Annotated in this window: 17 protein-coding genes; 16 read left to right on the top strand and 1 reads right to left on the bottom strand. The window is 32.0% G+C overall.

What is annotated here, in order from left to right; all coding sequences use genetic code 11:
* Nucleotides 1-2: 2 nt before the first annotated feature.
* The 15 genes from JHL18_RS04915 (at nt 3) to JHL18_RS04985 (ending at nt 19,468) form a co-directional block, all read left to right on the top strand.
* Nucleotides 3-1,490 carry an NAD-dependent epimerase/dehydratase family protein gene (locus tag JHL18_RS04915; RefSeq protein WP_200266698.1) on the top strand — a complete coding sequence of 496 codons (1,488 nt, stop codon included), beginning with the start codon at nt 3-5 and terminating at the stop codon, nt 1,488-1,490.
* 212 nt (nt 1,491-1,702) lie between these two features.
* Nucleotides 1,703-4,096 (top strand): glycoside hydrolase family 3 C-terminal domain-containing protein, encoded by a 2,394-nt coding sequence (locus JHL18_RS04920; RefSeq protein ID WP_200266700.1) that lies wholly within the window; start codon nt 1,703-1,705, stop codon nt 4,094-4,096.
* Nucleotides 4,097-4,225: 129 nt separating this feature from the next.
* Complete coding sequence (locus tag JHL18_RS04925) at nt 4,226-5,236, top strand: phosphotransferase family protein (protein ID WP_200266702.1); 1,011 nt, start codon at nt 4,226-4,228, stop codon at nt 5,234-5,236.
* A 234-nt stretch (nt 5,237-5,470) separates the two neighbouring features.
* The gene (locus JHL18_RS04930; RefSeq protein ID WP_207752960.1) at nt 5,471-6,244 is read left to right on the top strand and encodes an SGNH/GDSL hydrolase family protein; all 774 of its coding nucleotides are present in this window, start codon (nt 5,471-5,473) and stop codon (nt 6,242-6,244) included.
* A gap of 82 nt (nt 6,245-6,326) precedes the next feature.
* Nucleotides 6,327-7,901, top strand: coding sequence for an MFS transporter (locus JHL18_RS04935; protein ID WP_200266706.1), 1,575 nt, complete (start codon nt 6,327-6,329; stop codon nt 7,899-7,901).
* A 345-nt stretch (nt 7,902-8,246) separates the two neighbouring features.
* Nucleotides 8,247-8,831 (top strand): TetR/AcrR family transcriptional regulator, encoded by a 585-nt coding sequence (locus tag JHL18_RS04940; RefSeq protein WP_200266708.1) that lies wholly within the window; start codon nt 8,247-8,249, stop codon nt 8,829-8,831.
* 214 nt (nt 8,832-9,045) lie between these two features.
* The gene (gene baiCD, locus JHL18_RS04945; RefSeq protein WP_200266710.1) at nt 9,046-10,983 is read left to right on the top strand and encodes a bile acid Fe-S flavoenzyme BaiCD; all 1,938 of its coding nucleotides are present in this window, start codon (nt 9,046-9,048) and stop codon (nt 10,981-10,983) included.
* Nucleotides 10,984-11,301: 318 nt separating this feature from the next.
* On the top strand, nt 11,302-12,792 hold the full coding sequence (locus JHL18_RS04950; RefSeq protein ID WP_200266712.1) for a BglG family transcription antiterminator: 1,491 nt from the start codon (nt 11,302-11,304) through the stop codon (nt 12,790-12,792).
* Between the two features lie 199 nt (nt 12,793-12,991).
* Complete coding sequence (locus tag JHL18_RS04955; protein ID WP_200266714.1) at nt 12,992-14,008, top strand: oxidoreductase; 1,017 nt, start codon at nt 12,992-12,994, stop codon at nt 14,006-14,008.
* A 5-nt stretch (nt 14,009-14,013) separates the two neighbouring features.
* The gene (gene rpiA / locus JHL18_RS04960) at nt 14,014-14,703 is read left to right on the top strand and encodes a ribose 5-phosphate isomerase A (protein WP_200266716.1); all 690 of its coding nucleotides are present in this window, start codon (nt 14,014-14,016) and stop codon (nt 14,701-14,703) included.
* Nucleotides 14,704-14,753: 50 nt separating this feature from the next.
* On the top strand, nt 14,754-15,749 hold the full coding sequence (locus tag JHL18_RS04965; RefSeq protein WP_200266718.1) for a Gfo/Idh/MocA family protein: 996 nt from the start codon (nt 14,754-14,756) through the stop codon (nt 15,747-15,749).
* A 212-nt stretch (nt 15,750-15,961) separates the two neighbouring features.
* Nucleotides 15,962-16,867, top strand: a complete 906-nt coding sequence (locus JHL18_RS04970) for a helix-turn-helix transcriptional regulator (protein WP_200266720.1) — start codon at nt 15,962-15,964, stop codon at nt 16,865-16,867.
* A 177-nt stretch (nt 16,868-17,044) separates the two neighbouring features.
* Complete coding sequence (locus JHL18_RS26440; protein ID WP_338025446.1) at nt 17,045-18,427, top strand: RHS repeat-associated core domain-containing protein; 1,383 nt, start codon at nt 17,045-17,047, stop codon at nt 18,425-18,427.
* Nucleotides 18,428-18,445: 18 nt separating this feature from the next.
* Complete coding sequence (locus JHL18_RS04980) at nt 18,446-18,799, top strand: hypothetical protein (RefSeq protein ID WP_200266722.1); 354 nt, start codon at nt 18,446-18,448, stop codon at nt 18,797-18,799.
* A gap of 339 nt (nt 18,800-19,138) precedes the next feature.
* Entirely contained in the window at nt 19,139-19,468 is a 330-nt protein-coding gene (locus JHL18_RS04985) for a hypothetical protein (protein WP_200266724.1), read from the top strand.
* A 426-nt stretch (nt 19,469-19,894) separates the two neighbouring features.
* Here JHL18_RS04985 and JHL18_RS04990 read toward each other — a convergent pair whose 3' ends face one another.
* Nucleotides 19,895-20,437, bottom strand: coding sequence for a hypothetical protein (locus JHL18_RS04990; RefSeq protein ID WP_200266726.1), 543 nt, complete (start codon nt 20,435-20,437; stop codon nt 19,895-19,897).
* A gap of 281 nt (nt 20,438-20,718) precedes the next feature.
* Between JHL18_RS04990 and JHL18_RS04995 the strand changes: the two genes are divergently transcribed.
* On the top strand, nt 20,719-21,402 hold the full coding sequence (locus JHL18_RS04995; RefSeq protein WP_200266728.1) for a PHP domain-containing protein: 684 nt from the start codon (nt 20,719-20,721) through the stop codon (nt 21,400-21,402).
* The last annotated feature ends 26 nt before the right edge of the window (nt 21,403-21,428 follow it).

Here is a 21,428-nt window from a genome sequence, read left to right on the forward strand (position 1 = left end):
TTATGAATAACAAAAAAACTATTTTTTTAACAGGTGCATCAGGAAATATGGGACATGAAGGCTTTAAGCAGTTACTAGATAGAAGAGATAAATTTAATATAGTAGCTTTGGTATTACCAACTGAGAGAGATAAAAAAATAATGGCAGTTTATGAAAATGAACCAGGTGTAAAGATAGTATGGGGAGACCTGACAAACTACAATGATGTGCTAAAGTGTGTACAAGGTTCAGACTATGTACTACATGTTGGAGGTATGGTATCACCTGCTGCAGATTATCTTCCAACAGTTACGACAAAGGTAAATATAGGAGCAGTTAAAAATATAGTACGTGCTATAAAAGCTCAAAAGAATCCAGATAAAATAAAACTAGTTTACATAGGAACTATAGCCGAAACAGGCGACAGAAATCCTCCAGTACACTGGGGTAGGGCTGGGGACCCAATAAAGATAAGTGTATATGATAATTATGCTATAACAAAAACCATAGCTGAAAGAGAAGTAATAGAATCTGGACTAAAATATTGGGTATCTTTAAGACAAACAGGAGTTTTATATACTGCAATGCTAAATAATCTAGATCCAATAATGTTCCATGAACCAGTGCAAGGTGTATTCGAATGGGCTACAGCAAAGGATTCAGGAAGACTTTTAGCTAATGTTTGTGAAGAAGATGTACCAGAAGAGTTTTGGAGAAGAGTTTATAATATTGGCGGGGGAGAGAAGTATAGAACAACAAACTATGAATTTATGCAGAAAAGCTTCAGAGCTTTAGGTATGGAATTTGAAAAAGTTGTTGATTTAAACTGGTTTGCTACAAGAAACTTCCATGGACAATGGTATGAAGATTCAGATGTACTTGAAGAATATCTTCATTTTAGAAGTGGTTCTGCAGATGAATTTATTGCAGAACTAGGTAAGAATGCACCATTTAAGATGAAACTTGCTAAGTTCGTGCCCTCAGGGATAATAAAGAAGTTTATAATGGAGCCTGTGGCAAACAAAGAGATTGGGACTATGTACTGGATGAAGCACAATGTTAAGGATAGAATAACTTCTTTCTTTGGTTCAAGAGAAAAGTGGCAAGCAATACCAACTTGGAAAGAATATAAGTATGTTGAACCTTCAAGAACGCCGAAAAGATTAAATCACGGATATGATGAAAGTAAACCTAAATCAGAACTAGACATAAATGATATGAGACAAGCTGCTGAATTTAGAGGAGGAAAATGTTTATCAGAGACAATGAAAAAAGGGGATTTATATACAAAACTTAAATGGCAATGTGCTTTTGGACATGAATTTGAAGCTAGTCCTGCTTTGATTTTATTAGGAGGACATTGGTGTCCTGATTGTCTTCCAGCACCATGGAACTACGATGAGGAGGCTAAGAGAAATCCATTTTTTGCACAAGTATGGTATCCACTGCATGACAAAGATGAAGCTAATTACTATGATGCAAGTATTATAAAGGATATGAAAAGAGACTAAGACTTAATAAAACCCCAAGAGTGATTGGATATGAAGACACTTTTTGGGGTAATTTTATTAGCATTTCCAAAGGAATGCTTTAGTTTCAACAATAATATTAAACAAATCCTAATTTATAAGATGATAAGTACAAAAAACTATAAATCATACAATTAATAATTTTTGTAAACCTTTATAATTTTAAATTATATTCTATCAATTCGGGGGAGATTATGAAACATAGAAAAATTATAGAAAAAATGAGTTTAGAAGAAAAAATAGCTCTTTGTTCAGGAAAATCATTTTGGGAGACACAGGAATTTCCGGAATACGGTATCAAATCTCTATTTTTGGCAGATGGTCCTCATGGACTTAGAAAACAAGTTGGAGAAAGTGATCATCTAGGTCTTAATGCAAGTATTGCTACAACATGTTTTCCTACAGCAAGTGCAGTTGCTGCAACTTGGGATGTTGAGCTTATTCGTGAAATGGGAGATGCAATTGGAAAAGAAGCTGTAAAAGAAGATATAAATATAGTATTAGGGCCAGGGGTAAATATGAAAAGGAATCCTTTATGTGGCCGTAATTTCGAGTATTTCAGTGAAGATCCTTTTTTGTCGGGAAAGATTGGAAGTGCTTGGATAAAAGGTGTACAAAGCAATGGAGTAGGAACCTCACTTAAGCATTTTGCGTTGAATAATCAAGAACTAAAGAGAATGAGCACGGATGTATTAGTGGATGAGAGAGCGTTAATGGAATACTATTTACCTGCCTTTGAAATAGCAGTAAAAGAATCGGAACCTACTTCAGTTATGTGTGCTTACAATAAGATTGAAGGAACTTACTGTAGTGATAATAAACGTCTAATATGGGATATTCTACGTGAAGAGTGGGGCTTTGATGGTGCTGTGATAACTGACTGGGGGGCAATGAATGATCGTATAGAAGCATTTAAAGCTGGGTTAGATTTGGAGATGCCAGGTAGCAAAGGACGTTTTGATAAAGAGGTTAAAAAAGCAGTAGAAAATGGGCTGTTAGATGAAAGATATATTGATCAGGCTGTAGATAATTTATTAACTCTTATAGACAGAACAACTAAGGGAAATAAGAATGCTATTACAGAGGATTTACATAATAAAAATCACCAACTTGCACGTAAAGTAGCTGCAGCTGGAGGAGTTCTCTTAAGGAATCAAAATAAAATTCTTCCTTTAGAAAAAAAATCTCAAATCACTGTTATAGGAGAACTTGCAAAAACTCCAAGATATCAAGGAAATGGCTCTTCTTTAGTAAGTCCAACAAAGTTAAGTAATTTGCTTGACGGTATTAGTGAGTACACTGAAACTTCTAAATTTGCATCAGGATATAGTTTAAAGGATATAGAGAATGAAGATTTAATTAAGGAAGCAGTGGAAATAGCGAAAAGTTCAAAAACGGTAGTTTTATGTGTTGGATTAACGGATATTTATGAAAGTGAAGGTTTTGATAGAGAACATATGGGTATCCCAAAGAACCAAGCTAAGCTAATTGAAGCAGTTGCGGAGGTAAATGAGAATATAATAGTGATAATTGTTGGAGGCTCTGCAATAGAGATGCCATGGGCAGAAAAAGTTCAAGCTATATTACACATGCAATTATCTGGTCAAGCAGGAGGTTTGGCAGCTGCTGATCTTATATTTGGAAATGAGAATCCAAGTGGGAAGCTTACAGAAACTTATCCTTTTAGATATGAAGATGTAGTAAGCAGTACTTACTTTAATAAGAATCCAAAGCAAGGAGCTTATTTTGAAAGTATGTATTGTGGATATAGATATTTTGAGACTGCAAAAGTTCCAGTACGATATCCATTTGGATTTGGATTATCTTATACAGAATTTAAGTATTCAAACCTACAAGTTAAAAAATCAGGGTTATATGATGTTGAAGTAACGGCTAACGTTGAAAATGTAGGTGAGTTTGATGGTGCAGAAGTCGTACAGTTGTATGTTGCAGCAGCTACTGGTGGTGTATATCGTCCATCAAAAGAACTAAAAGGCTTTGCAAAGGTACAATTAGAAAAAGGCGAAAGCAAACAAGTTAGGTTTAACTTAGATAAAAGAAGTTTTGCAGTATACGACCAAGATAAGAAGGATTGGATAGTAGAAGAAGGGATTTATGCTTTGCAAATTGGTGCGAGTATTAAGAATGTACGTCTTGAAAAGCATATTGAACTTGAGGGAGAAAAGCCTGTTAGAAAAAATTGTAGTACATGGTATTACTCTTTGAGTGGTATTCCGAGTAAGAAGGATTTTGTAACTATCTACCATAACTATGAGGATTATGTGCCTCAAGTAAAGGGTACTTACGATATGACTAGTTCTATTAAGGAAATGAAAGAGACTAGCCTTATATGTAAGATTATGTACAAGGCTATGGAAAAAATCATTGCTAAGAATAATGGTGGAAAAGTTGATTACACAAATCCTGGTTTTAGGATGCTTATGGATAGCGCTTCGGATAATCCTATGAAATCAATGCCACTATTCAGTCCAGATAGTATGTCTTTAAATGTTGCAGAATTCTTTGTTGAGGCAGCTAATGGCCATATGATAAAAGGTATTAAAAAGTTAACTAAGAAAAATAAATAGAATCTAATTAATTGATACAAAAATAATTACAATTACAACTTGGATATATTAGATGGAAAATCACAGGCAATCGGTATGAATGGCGAATAATAATTTATATTAGTGTTAAGTTGGTTGGAGGAAAATGTAATGAAAAGTAAGACTAAAAGTACTTTAACTAAGGAAAAAATAGTGCAATTGGTGAAGCTTAATTTTGGTGAAGGTATAGAAATAGGAGAGATTAAAGAGCTGGAAGGCGGTATGTTTAATTCAGCGTATTTAATCGGATTCAATAATAAGGATGTTGTGCTAAAGGTATCATCATCACCAGAAGCTAAGCTTCTGTCTTACGAAAAAGATCTTATGAGGACAGAAGTTGAAGTATATAAGCTTATAGAAGAACAGACCAAAGTACCAACCCCAAAAGTTTTATCTTATGATTTTAGTAAATCTGAAATAGATAGTGATTACTTTTTTATGTCAGCTCTAAATGGAGAAACTATGAAAAGTATTAGAAAGAAACTTACTATTGAGAATTTGAATATTATAAAAGAAGAGTTAGGAGATTATTTTGCGCAGATTCATATGATAAAAGGCAATTATTTTGGGTATTTTACTGAAAATAAAAAACTTCAGTTCAATAATTGGAAAGATGCTTTTTTTCATATGGTGCAGATGATACTTAATGATGGTAAAAAACACAAAGTTAAATTGCCATATGATCGAATTAATAAAGCATTAAAAAGTAATGAACATTATCTTGGTAGTATAAAGGTTCCATCACTTGTTGACTATGATTTATGGGCTGGAAATGTATTTTTAATAAAAAAGGATGGATATTATCATGTAGAGGGGATAGTGGACTTCGAGAGAGCATTTTGGGGAGACCCATATGCTGATTTTCCAACTGCAATTATGATACTAAAGGATATTCAGGAAGAACCAGTATTTTGGGAAAGTTATACTAAAACTGCAGGAATAGATAAAAAGCTTACAAAAGAGGATTTTGTAAGAATAACAATGTATGAGCTCTATATAGGGTTAATCATGTCTGTAGAAACCTACAGATATGATATTGCGTATGGTACATTCCAAAGAATATATGCAAAAAAAATTATTATGAATTGTATTAGAATTTTAGAGAATGTTGCTAGACCTTGAAAGAGTGCACTTGTATTTGAATAGAAGAAGATGTTTCAGTTTTCTAATAATCAAATAAAGATATGTTAAACAACTAAATATGTTGTATTAACATATCTTTTTAATTTTTCAACTACGCCATAAGCTACCAAAAACAAAAAATAATACAATAAAATAATTAGAAAAGTTTTTACAATAATAAAGAAAAGGTTATCAATATAGGTTCGTAAAAAATTAAGAGAGAAGGTGTTTAGATTGAAATTAAAAAAGAAAAAAGGAATTATTATATTAGTTATTGCTTTAATAATAGTGATTTCGTCAGCGGTTTATAATGTTAATAAGTATTTGGGATGGTTTAGAGAAGGAAATTCAGCAAAGTATTCACTGGAAAATGTACAAAAATTAGATAACAGTCCTATAGCAAATAAAAATATCATATTTTTAGGTTCATCTGTTACTCTTGGTAAGGGGTCAAGAGATGTATCCTTTGTAGATTATATTGAAAAAAAGGATTCTGTTAGTGTAACAAAGGAGGCAGTTTCAGGTACTACACTTGTAGATAAAGGAAAAGATTCCTACATACAGAGAATGAAAAATAAGCTTGATACAAAGGCAAAAGTTGATGCTTTTGTGTGCCAATTATCAACAAATGACGCAAGTCAAAAGCAACCATTGGGAAAGATTAACACTTCAATGAATCTTAAGGATTTTGATACTTCTACTATAACTGGAGCTATGGAATATATTATTTGTTATGCAAAGCAAAACTGGAATTGTAAAGTTATATTTTATACTGAAACAAAGTATGAAAGTAAAGAGTATGAGGCTATGGTAACTCGCCTATTGGAACTTCAGAAAAAGTGGAATATAGGTGTTATTGATATGTGGAACGATAACGAGTTAAATAATATTAATGAGAAAACTAGAAAATTATATATGCTAGATAATGTACATCCTTTAAAGGCTGGATATTTGGAGTGGTGGACCCCTTATATTGAAAAGTACTTATATGGATATCTACAGCAGTAGTAGACTTTAAGGATAATTAAAAATTAAAAGTGTCTAGTATTCATAGCGTATTAAAAGCAAAGGTTATCAAATGGGGGAACTTATGAAAACAGAATCGTATAGAAAGCAATTAATGGAAGCAAAAATTTTTGATAGTAAAATCAAGTCTATTGATGTAACTGGAGCAGAAAAATGGTTTGGTTATCTTGTTGGGCCAGCTGGGTTTGCACTGCTCAATGCTTTAATAATGGGATACATTAATATTTATTATACTGATGTACTTAAATTGACTGATCCTAAGGTTTTTAAATATGGTGTGATATTTTTGACCATATTCCCACTAGCATCTAGATTATTTGATGGAGTTATGAATTTGATAATGGGAATTATATTAGATAGAACTAGATCAAAACAGGGAAAAGCTAGACCATGGATATTGATATCAGCTCCGTTTATAACCCTGTCTGGAATATTGATGTTTACAATTCCTAAAGCAAGCATAACTGTACAACTAGTATGGATAGTTATTTCCTTTAATTTATATTTTGGAATGGCATCAGTAATGTATATTGCTGGTCATAATCTTATGGTGCCGCTTTCAACAAGAAATACCTCTCAACGTGGAACTTTATCTGTAATAAGTAATATTGCAAACACTGTAATTACAGGAATAATAGTAGCCTTAATATTTCCAATGATAGTAATGCCTATGATTGGTGCTGATAAAGGTAAATGGATAATGTTAATGTCTATTGTATCAATAATTGCATTACCATTAATTTTTATTGAGTATTACTTTACCAGAGAACGTATTACAGAAGAAAGTATGTCTGTAGTTTCTGAACAAAAATTATCTGTTAAGCAACAGATTAAAGCAGTAATGACAAACAAGTATTGGTTATTGCTTGCAGCATATCAACTTATATTTAACTTTGGGGCTATACTTAAAAATACAAGTCTTATTTATTATTGTAATTATGTACTTGGGTCATATAACGATGGAATAACTCAAACTATGATATCGGTTGTAGGTGGCTTTCCAATGGGAGTAGGAATGCTTGCTATATTACCGCTTGTTAAAAGATTTGGCAATCGAAATGTTACTCTAGCAGGATTTGTTCTTTCAGTTGTTGGTGGAGTAATATGTTGGATGTTTCCAACGAATATGATTTTAGTATTAACAGGGCAGTTTATAAAAAATTTAGGTATTGTTCCATGTGGTTTCGTGTTCGTAGCACTATTCGCAGACGTACTTGATCATATTGAGTGGAAGAGCAATATAAGATGTGATGGCATTTCTTCAAGTATTATGATATTTATTATGACTATTTCTTCTGGCTTAAGTGCAAGCTTATTTAACTTAATGCTTGGAAAATCAGGAAAATACATAGCTCCAGTATACAATGCAGTAACTGGAGTAACACAAGGCTTTACACAGCCTGATTCAATAAAAAATGTGTTTACGTTCTCCTTCGTTGGAGTAGAAGTTGTGGCACATATAATACTTATTCTAATATTGATATTCTTTAATTTGGAAAAGGAAATGCCAAGAGTGCAAAGTGAGATTAAAGAAAGGCAAAAGTCGGCTTGTGAAGCTAAAGGCGAGGCTTGGATTGATGCAGAAGAAAGAGCTAGATTAGAGCAAGAAGAAGCTGATGACGAAGTAAAAAGAATTTAAATTTAAGCAGGATGCATATCTAGAATTGATTTTTAGATGGACATCCTGTTTTATTATTTGTATGTACTGATAAAAAACTTTCTACTTAGCACACAGTATTTAAGCCATGATGAACAAATGTGAACAAGTGTTAAGTTTGTAGAATTGCCTTTGGAGTATTATTTTAAGAGATACTTCTATTAACTATTAATGTAATAGCATTATGAAATATATATTTCACTTGGAACTGGTTTATCTATAGTTTATAATATAGCATAATAAAGATGTAGCACTTTAATCTGAAGAATATTAATTCTATTTTGAAGTGATACATCAATTGCGTTGCAAAGAGGAGTTATATTATATATGAGAGAGTTTAAGAGTGTTGAAGATAAGATTTTAGATAAAGCGTTGTATTTAATAGGCCAAAACAGAACCCTTGATGTGTCTGTTCGAGCTATTGCAAAGGAAGCAAATGTAAATGTAAGTGCAATTAATTATTATTTCAGAAGCAAGGAAGAAATGCTGAGACAGGTTAAGCAATTTTTTCTAACTAATACACTTACTATTTTATCTATAATAGATAACGATGAATATAATGATGAAGAAAAGTTGATTTTGGCTGCTAATGAAATAATGGAATACATATTAAGATTTCCAGGTGTAACCGTAATTATAAGAGATGCATTAAGCCAAATTGAAAATGATGAACTTTCACTAAACATTGTAAATTCAACAAATGAGATGCATGGGAAGCTTGAAAAGATATTATGTAAGCTTACCGAAAATAATAAGATAAGTTCAAAGCATAAAATGTCTATATTCATGGCTTCAATAATTCATCCTCTTGAGAATAATGATATTATGGAGTTTACAAAAGGGATAGCAGATACAAAAGAAGAGAGAATAGAGTACATAAAAAATATAATAAAGGCTTTAAGTTTTGCTTGAAGAATGAAGTTAAAGACTGCTTGAAAAAAGTGGTCTTTTTTTTATAGATAGTTAAGAAAATAAATATAAAAGTCTGAATATTATAAAATTAAAACAAAGTGTATTAAACATATTGCTTTAAATTATTGGGTAATCTATAATGGTTTTGTAGTGATAAAACATATATTTGAGATGGTTAGAACAATATAGGTGGAATATTAAGGAGGAAATTTAAATGGCGTTTGACAAACTATTTAGTCCAATAAAAATTAGAGGGTTAGAGTTAAAGAATAGGGTTATGTTTCCGGCAATGGGAACGAAGATGGCAACAGAAGATAAATTTGTAACACAACAGATTATTGATTACCATGTAGCAAGAGTAGTAGGTGGATGCGGACTTAATTTTTCCGAGGTTTGCTCAGTATATGCTCCTGCGGCGCCTAAGAAGTTTTTATCTATAGCTGGAGATGAGTATACTCCAGGCTTGAAGAAATTAACAGATGCAATACATATAGCTGGTGGTAAAGCTGGTGTTCAACTTTGGCTTGGTGGACTTGCTGTTGGTAGTGATCCAACTGCTATGATTATTATCCCTAGCCCAATGCCTGTACCAGGTACAGAGTATACTATACCAGGTGCAAGTCTTGAAACAATTAATGAGGCAGTGAAAGCTTTTGGAGATGCAGCTAAGCGTGCTGTTGAGGCAGGCTTTGATACTATAGAATTTCATGCAGGTCACAACTATGTTCCACATTCCTTCTTAAGTCCTTTCTTTAACAGAAGAGAAGATGAATACGGTGGTTCACTTGAGAACCGTGCAAGATTTTCAATTGAATGTATAAAAGCTATTCGTAGCAATATACCTGAAGATATGCCTCTATTTATGCGTGTTGTTGCTCAAGATGATTATTTAGAAGGTGGACTTACTATAGAAGATATTATAGAGTTCTGCAAGATGGCTAAAGAAGCTGGTGTTGATGTTATAGACGTATCCCGTGGAAATTTCTCAAGTGCAGCAATAAAATACGAAGTTCCACCAGTTGATCTACCAAGAGGCTTTAATGTAGAAAATGCTGCTAGGATAAGAAAAGAGACAGGCCTTATAACTGTTGCAGTGGGAAGAATAAATGATCCATCTCAAGCTGAAGGAATTCTTGAAAGTGATAAAGCTGATATGGTGGTAATTGGACGTGCTCAGCTTGCAGATCCAGAATTCTGCAACAAGGCTAAGGAAGGAAAAGTTGATACAATTATTAAGTGTGTTGGCTGTAATCAAGGTTGCTATGATGGTTTCGTTTCTACAGAAATGCCATTTATAACTTGTATGAGAAATCCTGCTTTAGGTAGAGAAGCTGAATACACAATGGTAAAGACTGATTCTCCAAAGAAGGTTTTAATAGCTGGTGGTGGAATTGCTGGTCTAGAAGCTGCGATGGTTTTAAAGAAAAGAGGTCATAATCCTATAGTGTGTGAAGCTTCAGATGCTCTTGGAGGACAATTTGCGTTGGCAGGTGCTGCTCCAAGAAAAGAGGAAATGAGAGAAGCGGCAATATCTAGAGGAAAGCAAGTAGTAAATGAAGGTGTTGAAGTAAGACTTAATACACCAGTTACAATAGAGTTAATCGAAGAAATAAAGCCAGATGAAGTTATTATAGCTATAGGGTCATCACCAATGAGCTTAAATATTCCTGGGGCAAACCAACCTAATGTAACAAACTCTCATGATGTACTTTCAGGAAAGTCAGTTGTCTCTGGTAAGATAGTAGTTATAGGTGGAGGACTTGTAGGACTAGAAGTTGCAGAATACATTCATGGAAAAGTAGAAGATATTACAGTTGTAGAAATGCTTGATCAAGTTGCAAAAGATTTAGGTGAATTACGTAAAGTTTCTGTTATGGAAAACCTATATGTTGGAGGGGTAAAAACATTAACTAATGCAAAATGTATAGAGATAAAAGAAAAAGAAGTTATTATTGATAAAGACGGAAATACAGAAAGTATACCATGTGATTCTATTGTTGTGGCAATAGGAGCAAGGTCAAGAAACTTTGACGCCATAAGCAAGTATTGTGAAGAAAATGGAATACGATATCACGCAGTTGGAGATGCTGTTCGTGCTAGAAGAGCACTTAATGCAGTAGCTGAGGCAAGTGAAGTAGCAAGAGTAATATAATATTTCGTAAACTTAAAAAGTAAATAAGATCAAAACTTTATGACGACTGGAATAATGCATTTTTTATATGTATTATTCCAGTCGTTAATTATATTGGCATATATAAAGATGAACTACTTAAATAAGAAATCTATTTTCAAAACTCTTCTGGGTTCTGAGAGGAGAATTTGGAAATATAAATTCAATTATGAAGTGGTTCATCTATAAATAATTCTTTATATAATACTAAAATAATTAGTTTTATTTTTAATAAATATATATAATGTTAATATTGAAATTAGAAAAGCTTATTTATATATGAGGCAGGTGACAAAAGATTTGAATCGAAGACATCGAGATGTTTTAAATATAATTTTAAATACAGATGAATACATAACCGGAAACGAATTAGCTAGACTTTGTAATGTTACCATTCGCACAATAAGAAAAGATATTAAAGAAATCAATGATTTACTGAAAGAATATGATGTAAAAGTTGAAGCTAGTATAAAAAAGGGGTACTCCCTTAGTAAAGCTAATAAAGATATTGTGAAGAAAAATAATATTATTAGAAAGGTTTTGGATTATGAATACATAATTGAAACCCCAAGCTTGCCTATAGACAGACAAATGTACATACTACTAAAATTGACTATTAAAAAGATTATCACTATTGAAGAACTAGTAGAAGCCTTAAGTGTGTCTGAAGCTACTGTAAATAATGACATTAAGTTTGTGAATAAGTGGCTAAAGCGAAATTTAAAATTAGGGATAAGCTATTCCTTAAGTGAAGGAATTACACTTAATGCAACAGAAAAAGAAAAAAGAAATATTATAAGTTGTGTCTTAGCAAAAAGGATTAATGTAAGTACTGTGTCAAAGTATTGGAGTTATTTGTTTGAAGAAAATGATGCTGTCACAGCAGTGAAAGATATTTACTACATAGTAAGCTCTGAAAGCAGAAAACATAATTATTATCTATCTGGGCATAGCTATCAACTTTTCTGTTATGAAATATTGGTTGCAATTAAGCGGAATAGATTAGGATTCAAGTTAAATGAGCTTGATGAAATAAGCTATGAGTTAATGGAAGTAGTATCTGCAATAGGAGAAAAAGTGGAAGAACAGCTAGCAGTAAAATTATCAAAGGCAGAATGGCTTAATTTGCAGGAATATTTTATGTCAAAACAATTTCTTAATGGAACGAAATTTAAGGATAGTGAAATAGAAGTTGCTGTTCCAATTGTAGATGACTACTTGCTAGTTTTATATGAAAAATTCAAGATAGACTTAAGCAATAATCTAGATAATAAATATAAGCTGATTTTATATGTTGCACCAATGATAAATCGCTTAAAATACAAACACTGCATATCAAATAAAATAAACGAAAAGCTTGCTAAAACTCATAAGGCAGAATATAAGCTGGCTAATGAAATAGCACCAATTATTAAGAAAAAGTTGAACTTAGATGTAACTCTTACTGACTTATCATATATAACTCTTCATTTAGTATCTATGTGTGGTATGTGGAAGTATAAACTAAATACAATAATTGTTTGCGATTATGATGAATCCATATTAAATCTTATTAAGGATAAAATTCAAAATATCTTTGGAGAAAGAGTACAGATTTGTGGATTCTACGGTTATCAAGATTTTATGTATGAAGATGAGGAAAATCTAAAAAGTGTGGATCTAATAATAACAACTTCGACCATAGCTGATATTACGAGTATTCCTTTCATTAGAATAAAACCTGAGATAGAGCAAAATGATATAGATATGATAGCAGAATATGTTAACAGTTATGACAATAGGCGCGGTTAAAGTATTTCACCATTTTAGGTGAAATACTTTAGTTTGTAAAAGGGTTAGTATAGTTATTATAATAAAGCTATAGAGAGATGTACCACTTAAATATGAAAATATAAAACTTCTTATAAAGTATTTCGTCCATAAGAATATTAATATGAAAAAGTTCAGTTTAAGAAATATATAGAGTAAAGATTATATTAAGGAGGCCATTATGCTTACAATTGGTTATATTGGAAATGGTAAGAGTACTAACAGATATCATCTTCCATTTGTTTTGCAAAGAGAAAATATAAAGGTAAAAACAATCTATCAAAGAAATCCTAAAAATGAAAAGTGGGACAGAATTGAGGGAGTTAACTATACTTCTAATTTAGATGAATTGTTGAATGACGAAGAGATACAAATGATTGTAATCTGTACAATGCATAATAGCCATTATGACTATGCAAAAATGGTATTAGAACATAACAAGCATTGTTTGGTTGAAAAACCATTTATGGAAACATCAGAAGAAGCTAAAGAAATCTTTGCTTTGGCAAAAGAAAAAGGATTGCTTGTGCAGGCTTATCAAAACAGACGATTTGATAGTGACTTTTTAACTGTTCAAAAGGTTATAGAAGAAGGAAAACTAGGCGAATTATTAGAATTAGAAATGCATTTTGATTATTATAGACCAGAGGTACCTGAAGCTGTTAATGAATTTAAGCCTTCCGCATCATATCTATACGGTCATGGTTGTCATACTTTGGATCAAGTTATTAGTTATTTTGGCAAACCAGATGATATTCATTATGATGTAAGACAATTACTTGGTTCAGGCAGGATGAATGACTATTTTGATTTGGACTTATATTATGGAGCATTAAAGGTATCGGTGAAATCCAGTTTCTTTAGAGTGAAGGAAAGACCAAGCTTTGTTGTGTATGGGAAAAAAGGTTGCTTTGTAAAACAAACAAAGGATCGCCAGGAAGAACATTTAAAAATGTTTTATATGCCTGAAAATGAGGATTTTGGTGTAGATACCTTTAACCATTATGGTGTACTTACATATGCTGATGACAAGGGTGATATACACGAGGAAAAAGTAAAATCAGTAAATGGTGATTATGGTAGAGTATATGATGATTTGTATGAAGCAGTTATAAATGGAAAAGCTAAAACTATTACTGATGAACAGACTTTATTACAAATGGAGATATTAGAAACTGGAGTAAAGGATTTAAGGTGAAGACTATGAACGAAGAAGAGTTAAGAAAATTATGTGCTGAGAAAGCATTGGAATATATAAAAGATGGTAGTGTAATTGGACTCGGAGCAGGAAGAAATATCAGTTGCTTAATTGAGCTATTAAGTAAAACTATAGAGAAAAATAATCTTAAAGTTAGGGTAGTGACACCATCTGATAATACAAAAAATAGTTGCATCAAAAATGGCATCGAAGTACTTCCAATATGTTTTGTAGAAGAAGTAGATGTTGCCTTTGATGGTTGTGGAGAAGTCGATGAAAACTTTTATGCTTCCAAAGGTGGTGGAGGTGTTTTCACAAAGGAAAAACTAATTGCCTCAATGGCAAAGGATTATATTCTACTTATAGATGAACAAAAGTATAAAAAACAATTAAGTGTAATATATCCGATTTCCTTAGAAGTGGTTAAGGATTCCTTAGCTTATGTAAGTAAAATGGTTAGAAACTTAGGTGGCGAGCCTATAGTTAGAACTAGTAATAATAAGGATGGGTACTTAGTAACAGATGATAACAACTTTATATTAGATATAAAGTTCAATGTAGTAGAAGATTTTAAAAAGTTAAATGATGACTTAAATGATATTGTAGGTGTAGTTGGAACTTCACTATTTATCAGAGAAGTCACTAAGTTAATGATGGCAACAGAAGATGGAGTGAAAGTTATTTCGAAGAATTAATATTATTAAATAAATTTGATTTGTTTTTCGTAAGATGAGGAGGAAGTAATATGAGATTAGGTATTGTTGGATCAGGAATGATAGTAAAAGACTTATTGTCAACAAGTTCAAATTTAAAGGACATAGAGTTTGTAGCTATATGTGGAACTGAAAGAAGTAGAGAGACTATGAATCAATTGAAAGATCAATATGGTATACAGGAGCTTTTCTACGACTATGATGAATTATTAAATGTGGATCTAGATGCAATCTATATTGCATTACCTAATAATCTACATTTTGAATTTGCTAAAAGAGCATTAGAAGCAAATAAGAATATTATCGTTGAAAAACCATTTACATCAACCTATAAGCAGGCATTGGTTTTAAGTAAGCTAGCTAGACAAAAGCAATTATTTATCTTTGAAGCTATTACTAATCAATATCTTCCTAATTATAAAAAGATTAAAGAGTTACTGCCAACCTTAGGTGAAATTAAGATTGTTCAATGTAACTATTCTCAATATTCTAGTAGGTATGATAGTTTTAAAGAAGGAAAGATATTACCTGCTTTTAACCCACAGTTTTCTGGTGGAGCCTTAATGGATTTAAATATATATAATATCCATTATGCAGTAGGGTTATTTGGAAAACCAGAAGGCATTGAGTACTATCCAAACATTGAACGAGGAATAGATACCTCAGGCATTTTGATATTAGACTACGGAAAGTTTAAATGTGTTTGTGTTGGAGCAAAAGACTGTAAAGCACCTATTGCAAATAATATTCAAGGTGATAAGGGATGCATATATCAAGATACTCCAGCTAATGTTTGTGAGAGGTTTGAAGTATTAATGAATGACGGATCTAGTTCAAAAATAAACGAAAATAACTATGAACACAGAATGGTCAATGAGTTTATTGAATTTGCTAGGATAATTAAAAATAATGATTTAGAAAGCTGCTATAAAATGTTAGATCATAGCTTGATAGTTGCCGAAGTACAGACCATCGCAAGAAATAAAGGTGAAATTATTTTTCCAGATGATGCTTATGAAGAAATTTAACTAATAATTTAATAAATAGCTATGTTAAAGTACTGTGCTGAAATTAAGTGGGTATGGGTATGATGTATTAATTCTAATAACTCGCTTATATAGCATCTCCTGCATAACCACTTAATTTCAATAATATTTTTACATAGACTAATAGATAAAGCACATAATATGACATATTGATGTCAAGTTATGTGCTTTATAATTTTACTGGGGGTGATTTTATGCAGATCAGTAGGTTGTTTCAAATTATATATATACTGCTGGAGAAGAGGTCTATAACAGCAGGTGAATTAGCTGAAAAGTTTGAAGTGTCTGTGAGAACTATATATAGAGATATTGATGCTTTGTGTCAAGCTGGAATTCCTATATACGCAAGTCAAGGCAAGGGGGGAGGAATCTCACTTATAGATAAGTTTGTGCTTGATAAGTCTCTGTTTTCTGAAAGAGAGCAAGACAAAATCTTGTTAGCTTTACAAAGTTTATCTGCGCTTCAATACCCTGAGCTTGATGAGGTATTATCAAAATTGAGCGGTATTTTTAAGAAAAGTAATGTAAGCTGGATTGAAGTTGATTTTTCAGACTGGGGAAGTGAAAAAAATCAAAACGAGGCTTTCAGGCTACTTAAAGATGCAATACTTGAGCAGCTGATAATTACTTTTTCCTATTTTAATGCAAATGGTGAGAAAAGCAACCGTAAGATAGAGCCTTTCAAGCTGCTCTTTAAACATAAAGATTGGTATATGCAAGGATATTGTTTAGAAAAAGAGGCATTAAGAACTTTTAAGATAAATCGTATCACTAATATTCACATAACTGAAGAACAGTGCGTGCATCAAGTTTCAAAAGACTATATAACCAACTCGGTAGCTGAAGTAGATAAGGAAAGGATTAATCTGGTCTTAAAAATATCAAAAGAGGGTGCGTACCGTGTATATGATGATTTTGACGAGGAAAATATAACTAAACATGAGGACGGTTCTTATACTGTGAAGGTTTCTATGCCTAATGGAGAATGGATTTATAATTATCTATTATCTTTTGGTACAGTGCTTGAGGTGATAGAACCTGAAAGTATTCGTGAGGAGATTGCGCTGCGACTAAATCATATGGTAAATAAATATAACTAAAGAGTTCCTGTGTCGAAACTTAATTTATACTTGTTTGAAAATCCCGGCTTCTGGGGATTTTCAGGCATGTATAAATTGATAGTTGAGCTAGGAACTCTATATAGATGAACCACTTCGTAATGAAATTTATTATTTTTAAATTCTCTCACTAGAAGCCGTGAGAGTTTTAAAAATAGTGTGTATAAGTATGAAGGTAGTAATAACGAAAGTACTGCGTATTTTAACGGTGCTGTTGTGTCTGGTGATTATGCCAGTACAATAAGTTATGGTGGAGAGCAAAATCTTCATGATGAAGTAGGTACACACTCACCTGTTCAGTTAACAGGTACAAACAGTGCAGCAGAGAAATTTAATTCTACACAATCTTTTAATAAAGTGAGTGTAAACTGCCCAAGCTGGAGTAATAGTATAGGAAATCTAACACTAAGTTTGTATAAGTGGAACACAGATTATAATACCACTATTGCATCGACGCCAATAGCAAGTAAGCAATTTGTGAACTACATTGATAATCAATGGCTAGAAATTACTTTTTCAACTCAGAGCACTGGAGATTATCTATGGGTACTTAACAATCCAACTGAGAGTGTGGGAGTTTATAAATTTGAAGGAAGCACCAATAGCAATACAGCATATATGAACGGTTCTGCTGTTTCAGGGGATTTTGCCAGTAAGATAAGTTATAAGACAAGTGAATATTTCTACATAAGAAATGCTCAAGGTGATATAATAGGACTAGTAGATGAGAATGGAACTCAGGTTGTATCATATACCTATGATACTTGGGGAAAGCTTATATCTATTGATGGAAGCCTCAAGGATAGTGTAGGAGTTAAAAATCCTTATAGATATAGAGGGTATAGGTATGATACCGAGACTGGATTGTACTATTTACAAAGTAGGTACTATAACCCTGATTGGGGCAGGTTTATTAATGCGGATGCAGAGGTCGGAAAAGTAGGAACATTAATATCACATAATATGTTTGCGTACTGTTTAAATAATCCAGTCAACATGTCAGATCCATTAGGGCATATGCCAACATGGGCAAAATGGGCTATTGGAGCTGCCGTTGTTGTAGCAATAATAGCTGTAGTAGTTCTGGCGCCAGAGGTAGTTGTAGTTGCTGCAGAATTAGCTAGTGATGTTGGAGCTGAATTAGCTGCAGGAGTAGTAGCAGTCGGAACTGAAATTGAAGAAGCCTCACCACGAATTGAAGAGGCCACGAGTAAGTTAAAGGAAGTTGCTTCAAAAGCAGAAAATTATATATTAAAAGAGTCTCAATATAATGATCATATTATTGCGAGGCATGGTGCGACATCTACCCAATATTTGAGTAAAAGTAAATTTGCTTCTAATTTTGATGTGAAAAAGGGTATAGATGTTGCCTTAAAAAGTGCAAAATCATTAATTAGGCCAAATACCAATGGAAGAAGCGGTTATATAGTTGAACACACATTTGACAATATAATTGGATATAACAATAAGGGAAGAGGGGTATATACCATGAAAGCGGTAATTGATGAGGTAGGAAAGATAGTAACTGTTTTCCCAAAATAAATTCTATGGAGGAGAAATATGAGTATAAGTTTTGTAATTGCAAATACAATAGAAGAAGCATCAAATAATGTTGAATCAATAGATTTGGAAGATGAAATAAACGAATTTCTTTATGAGAATAGAGAATATTTTGGTGAAGATATCAGTATATTATTAAAAATAGACCCATACGACGATAAAGTATTTGAACTAGATGAGTTGCCAATTCTAATTGATGCTTGCATTTTGATTACAAATAAGGCAAATAAAATAGTAGAATCAAGTATTCGAAGAGTAAAAATTGAAGATATAATTTATTTTGCAGGCGGATTAATAGAAATGTGTAGGGCAGCAATTAAAAATAATAAAACAATAGTTACACTAGGGGATTAAAGTAAAAGTTTGACTAACTGCAAAAGGATAAATATACTCACTGCATAATTTAAATTCTGTAGTGAGAAGTAACTAGATGAAAAGTCAATTGGGATTAATAATACCTGTTGGCTTTTCTTTTGGTTGAAGGTGATAATAAGATTAAGTGAGAAATATATCCAGTGATTAATCATGGTAAAAACTAATAAAAAAATATTGAATATATGTTTAACTGTAGAAAATACTAGAATGAATGTAAAACTAATGATGAAATAATTGTAGCAAATCAGCTTAGATATCAACAACTTTGAAACAGATAGTTCTAAGTTCATTAGTTTCAACAGTTAGGAGGAAATAGTATTGAGAGATAAACAATCAATTAAGGGTGTAGGTATTATTGCAGTATTTTTAGGTTTAGTTCTTAGCAAATTTTTAGCGAGCTATCTTGGAGGCAATGCACAGTTAATGGCAATGAGTGTATGTGGTTTAATTACTATTCTACTTATTATGATTTTGGTATTTCAAAAACATTATTTAGGATCATTATTTTTATTTATTATTATAGCGCCAATTTATTTAGGGATTATAGGTGCTTATCTAGATAACCTATATATAATGGGAGGTAGTACGGTACTTTTCTTTGTAGTATTAATTGCTGTAATAAAGTTGGTTCCAAAGTTGAAAAAATAATAAAATGTAAATATAATATTTATAACAAATTTAACTAATTTTGATTAAGTAAGAATTGACCATATAAATTAAATATTAAAAATAAAATTAAAGTATTATTTAGATACAAATAAAAGTTATAATAGGGGACAATTCAACAGAGATAACTATAGAGTGGTTGAGTACAGCTAAAAATTATGCAACATATAGCAATCAAAGTGGACTATATGATGATGTACTAAACTATTTTGCTGAAAATCAATAATAAATTTCTTTAAATCTAAAACTTTTTTAATACTCGGTGAGTTTGTTCTTGTCTATAATAAATATAGTGAAGAATAAAAAAGAGAGAGTGTTCAGCATACCAAATTTTCCTCATATGCATTCGGAAACACTGACTCGTAAAAAATCGCTGAAGAAAGTCACTTCAGCGATTTTGTTATATCTTTAAGTAACCTTCTTCAAGTCCTTCACATGGATATATTTCTTATCCAAGTAACTGCCTAAATATCCACCAACTATTCCAAGAATGAAAGCGCCAAGGCCACCTAATATATAAATTATCCATAGGCTATCCATGGCTAGCTTTGAGGTAAGCTTGGACATTAAAAATAAAGAAGTAACTACAGAGAATAAGGGATAAAAGGCAACACTTACAATTAATTTCTTTCCAGTACCATATCCTTTAAATAACAAATAGCTGCAAATGTCAGAAAGTACTCCGGTTGATACTATAGCTAAGGTCATTATGGGACTAAATACAGATAAAAGTACACCAAGTACAACTGATAACATGCTTAAGGTGCCTATTTCAGGAGATCTCACAATTAAAAGATATAAAAGAATACTAAAATATAGTGACATTAATATAACTTTAAATGCTTGAGCTCCTCCGAACATGTAAGAAAGTGTATATATAAAACCACCCCCTACAATAAGTAGTGCAACGGTTACTGCAATTGATGTAAGCTTACCGGCATAGTTTTTCATAAATCCTCCTTGGATTAAACGATAATGATTATCAATAAGTTATATACATATCAATATATAGGAATATTTCTAGTATGTCAAAGTCTTTGATTTCCATTTTATACGTCTATATTTTTAAAAGGTATATGCTGGATAACAATGTAAAAATATGTGTATATTAGCTGAACCAGAATGCACTAAGAGTAACCTACAATTAATAAAATGATAATAAGTCTTAATTGGTAACTAATAGTTAGTATTTGGATATTATATATAAGGATTAATTTACAAGGAAGAGAGAAATGTATACAAAAGGTGATTTTCACATGCATAGTGTTGCCTCAGATGGTGATAGCACCCCTTCTGAAATCATAGTTATGGCAAAAGAAAAAGGCTTGGACATAATTGCGATTACAGATCATAATTCAACTGACAGTGTTGATGAAGCAAAAAGGCTTGGTGAAATTCTAGGAATTAAGGTTATAGCTGGATTAGAATTATCAACAAGGTACAAAGGAAAAAAAGTACATGTTTTAAGTTATTTTATGAATGATAAATATAAAGATATAACATTCCAAAAGGTATTAAAACATATTAGAAACCATGAGATAGAAGAACTCAAATCACTTATAGGATCTGAGATAGAAATAACAAGAGATGGAATAAAAAATCGAATAGATACCAAAACAGGTATAGATATTTTGAGACATTTTGGCGGCTGTGTAGTACTAGCTCATCCTGTAAAAGTTAAAAAGGAAATTAGAGAAGATATATTAAAGCTGGACTTTGACGGAATAGAAGCTATATATTCTAAGAATACTATTGAGGACACCAAGAACTTTAAAGCTATAGCTGAAAAAAAAGGCTGGTTCTATACCGCTGGCTCAGATTTTCATACTGATAAAAGACTGGATAGTAGGCATGGACAGATTGGACAGGTGTTTTTAACAGAGAAAGAGCTTGAGATATTTATTAAGCATTTATAGATAAACCAGTTCCAAATAGAATCTAT

This window comes from Clostridium yunnanense, from assembly GCF_016595795.1.
Taxonomy (GTDB): domain Bacteria; phylum Bacillota; class Clostridia; order Clostridiales; family Clostridiaceae; genus Clostridium_AR; species Clostridium_AR yunnanense.

Excerpts from the sequence above, each read along its gene's own strand:
- JHL18_RS04980 (WP_200266722.1), top strand. The coding sequence starts at position 18,446 with ATGAGTATAAGTTTTGTAATTGCAAATACAATAGAAGAAGCATCAAAT.
- rpiA (WP_200266716.1), top strand. The coding sequence starts at position 14,014 with ATGAACGAAGAAGAGTTAAGAAAATTATGTGCTGAGAAAGCATTGGAA.
- JHL18_RS04925 (WP_200266702.1), top strand. The coding sequence starts at position 4,226 with ATGAAAAGTAAGACTAAAAGTACTTTAACTAAGGAAAAAATAGTGCAA.
- JHL18_RS04940 (WP_200266708.1), top strand. The coding sequence starts at position 8,247 with ATGAGAGAGTTTAAGAGTGTTGAAGATAAGATTTTAGATAAAGCGTTG.
- JHL18_RS04970 (WP_200266720.1), top strand. The coding sequence starts at position 15,962 with ATGCAGATCAGTAGGTTGTTTCAAATTATATATATACTGCTGGAGAAG.
- JHL18_RS04920 (WP_200266700.1), top strand. The coding sequence starts at position 1,703 with ATGAAACATAGAAAAATTATAGAAAAAATGAGTTTAGAAGAAAAAATA.
- JHL18_RS04995 (WP_200266728.1), top strand. The coding sequence starts at position 20,719 with ATGTATACAAAAGGTGATTTTCACATGCATAGTGTTGCCTCAGATGGT.
- JHL18_RS04965 (WP_200266718.1), top strand. The coding sequence starts at position 14,754 with ATGAGATTAGGTATTGTTGGATCAGGAATGATAGTAAAAGACTTATTG.
- JHL18_RS04935 (WP_200266706.1), top strand. The coding sequence starts at position 6,327 with ATGAAAACAGAATCGTATAGAAAGCAATTAATGGAAGCAAAAATTTTT.
- baiCD (WP_200266710.1), top strand. The coding sequence starts at position 9,046 with ATGGCGTTTGACAAACTATTTAGTCCAATAAAAATTAGAGGGTTAGAG.
- JHL18_RS04955 (WP_200266714.1), top strand. The coding sequence starts at position 12,992 with ATGCTTACAATTGGTTATATTGGAAATGGTAAGAGTACTAACAGATAT.
- JHL18_RS04990 (WP_200266726.1), bottom strand. The coding sequence starts at position 20,437 with ATGAAAAACTATGCCGGTAAGCTTACATCAATTGCAGTAACCGTTGCA.
- JHL18_RS04915 (WP_200266698.1), top strand. The coding sequence starts at position 3 with ATGAATAACAAAAAAACTATTTTTTTAACAGGTGCATCAGGAAATATG.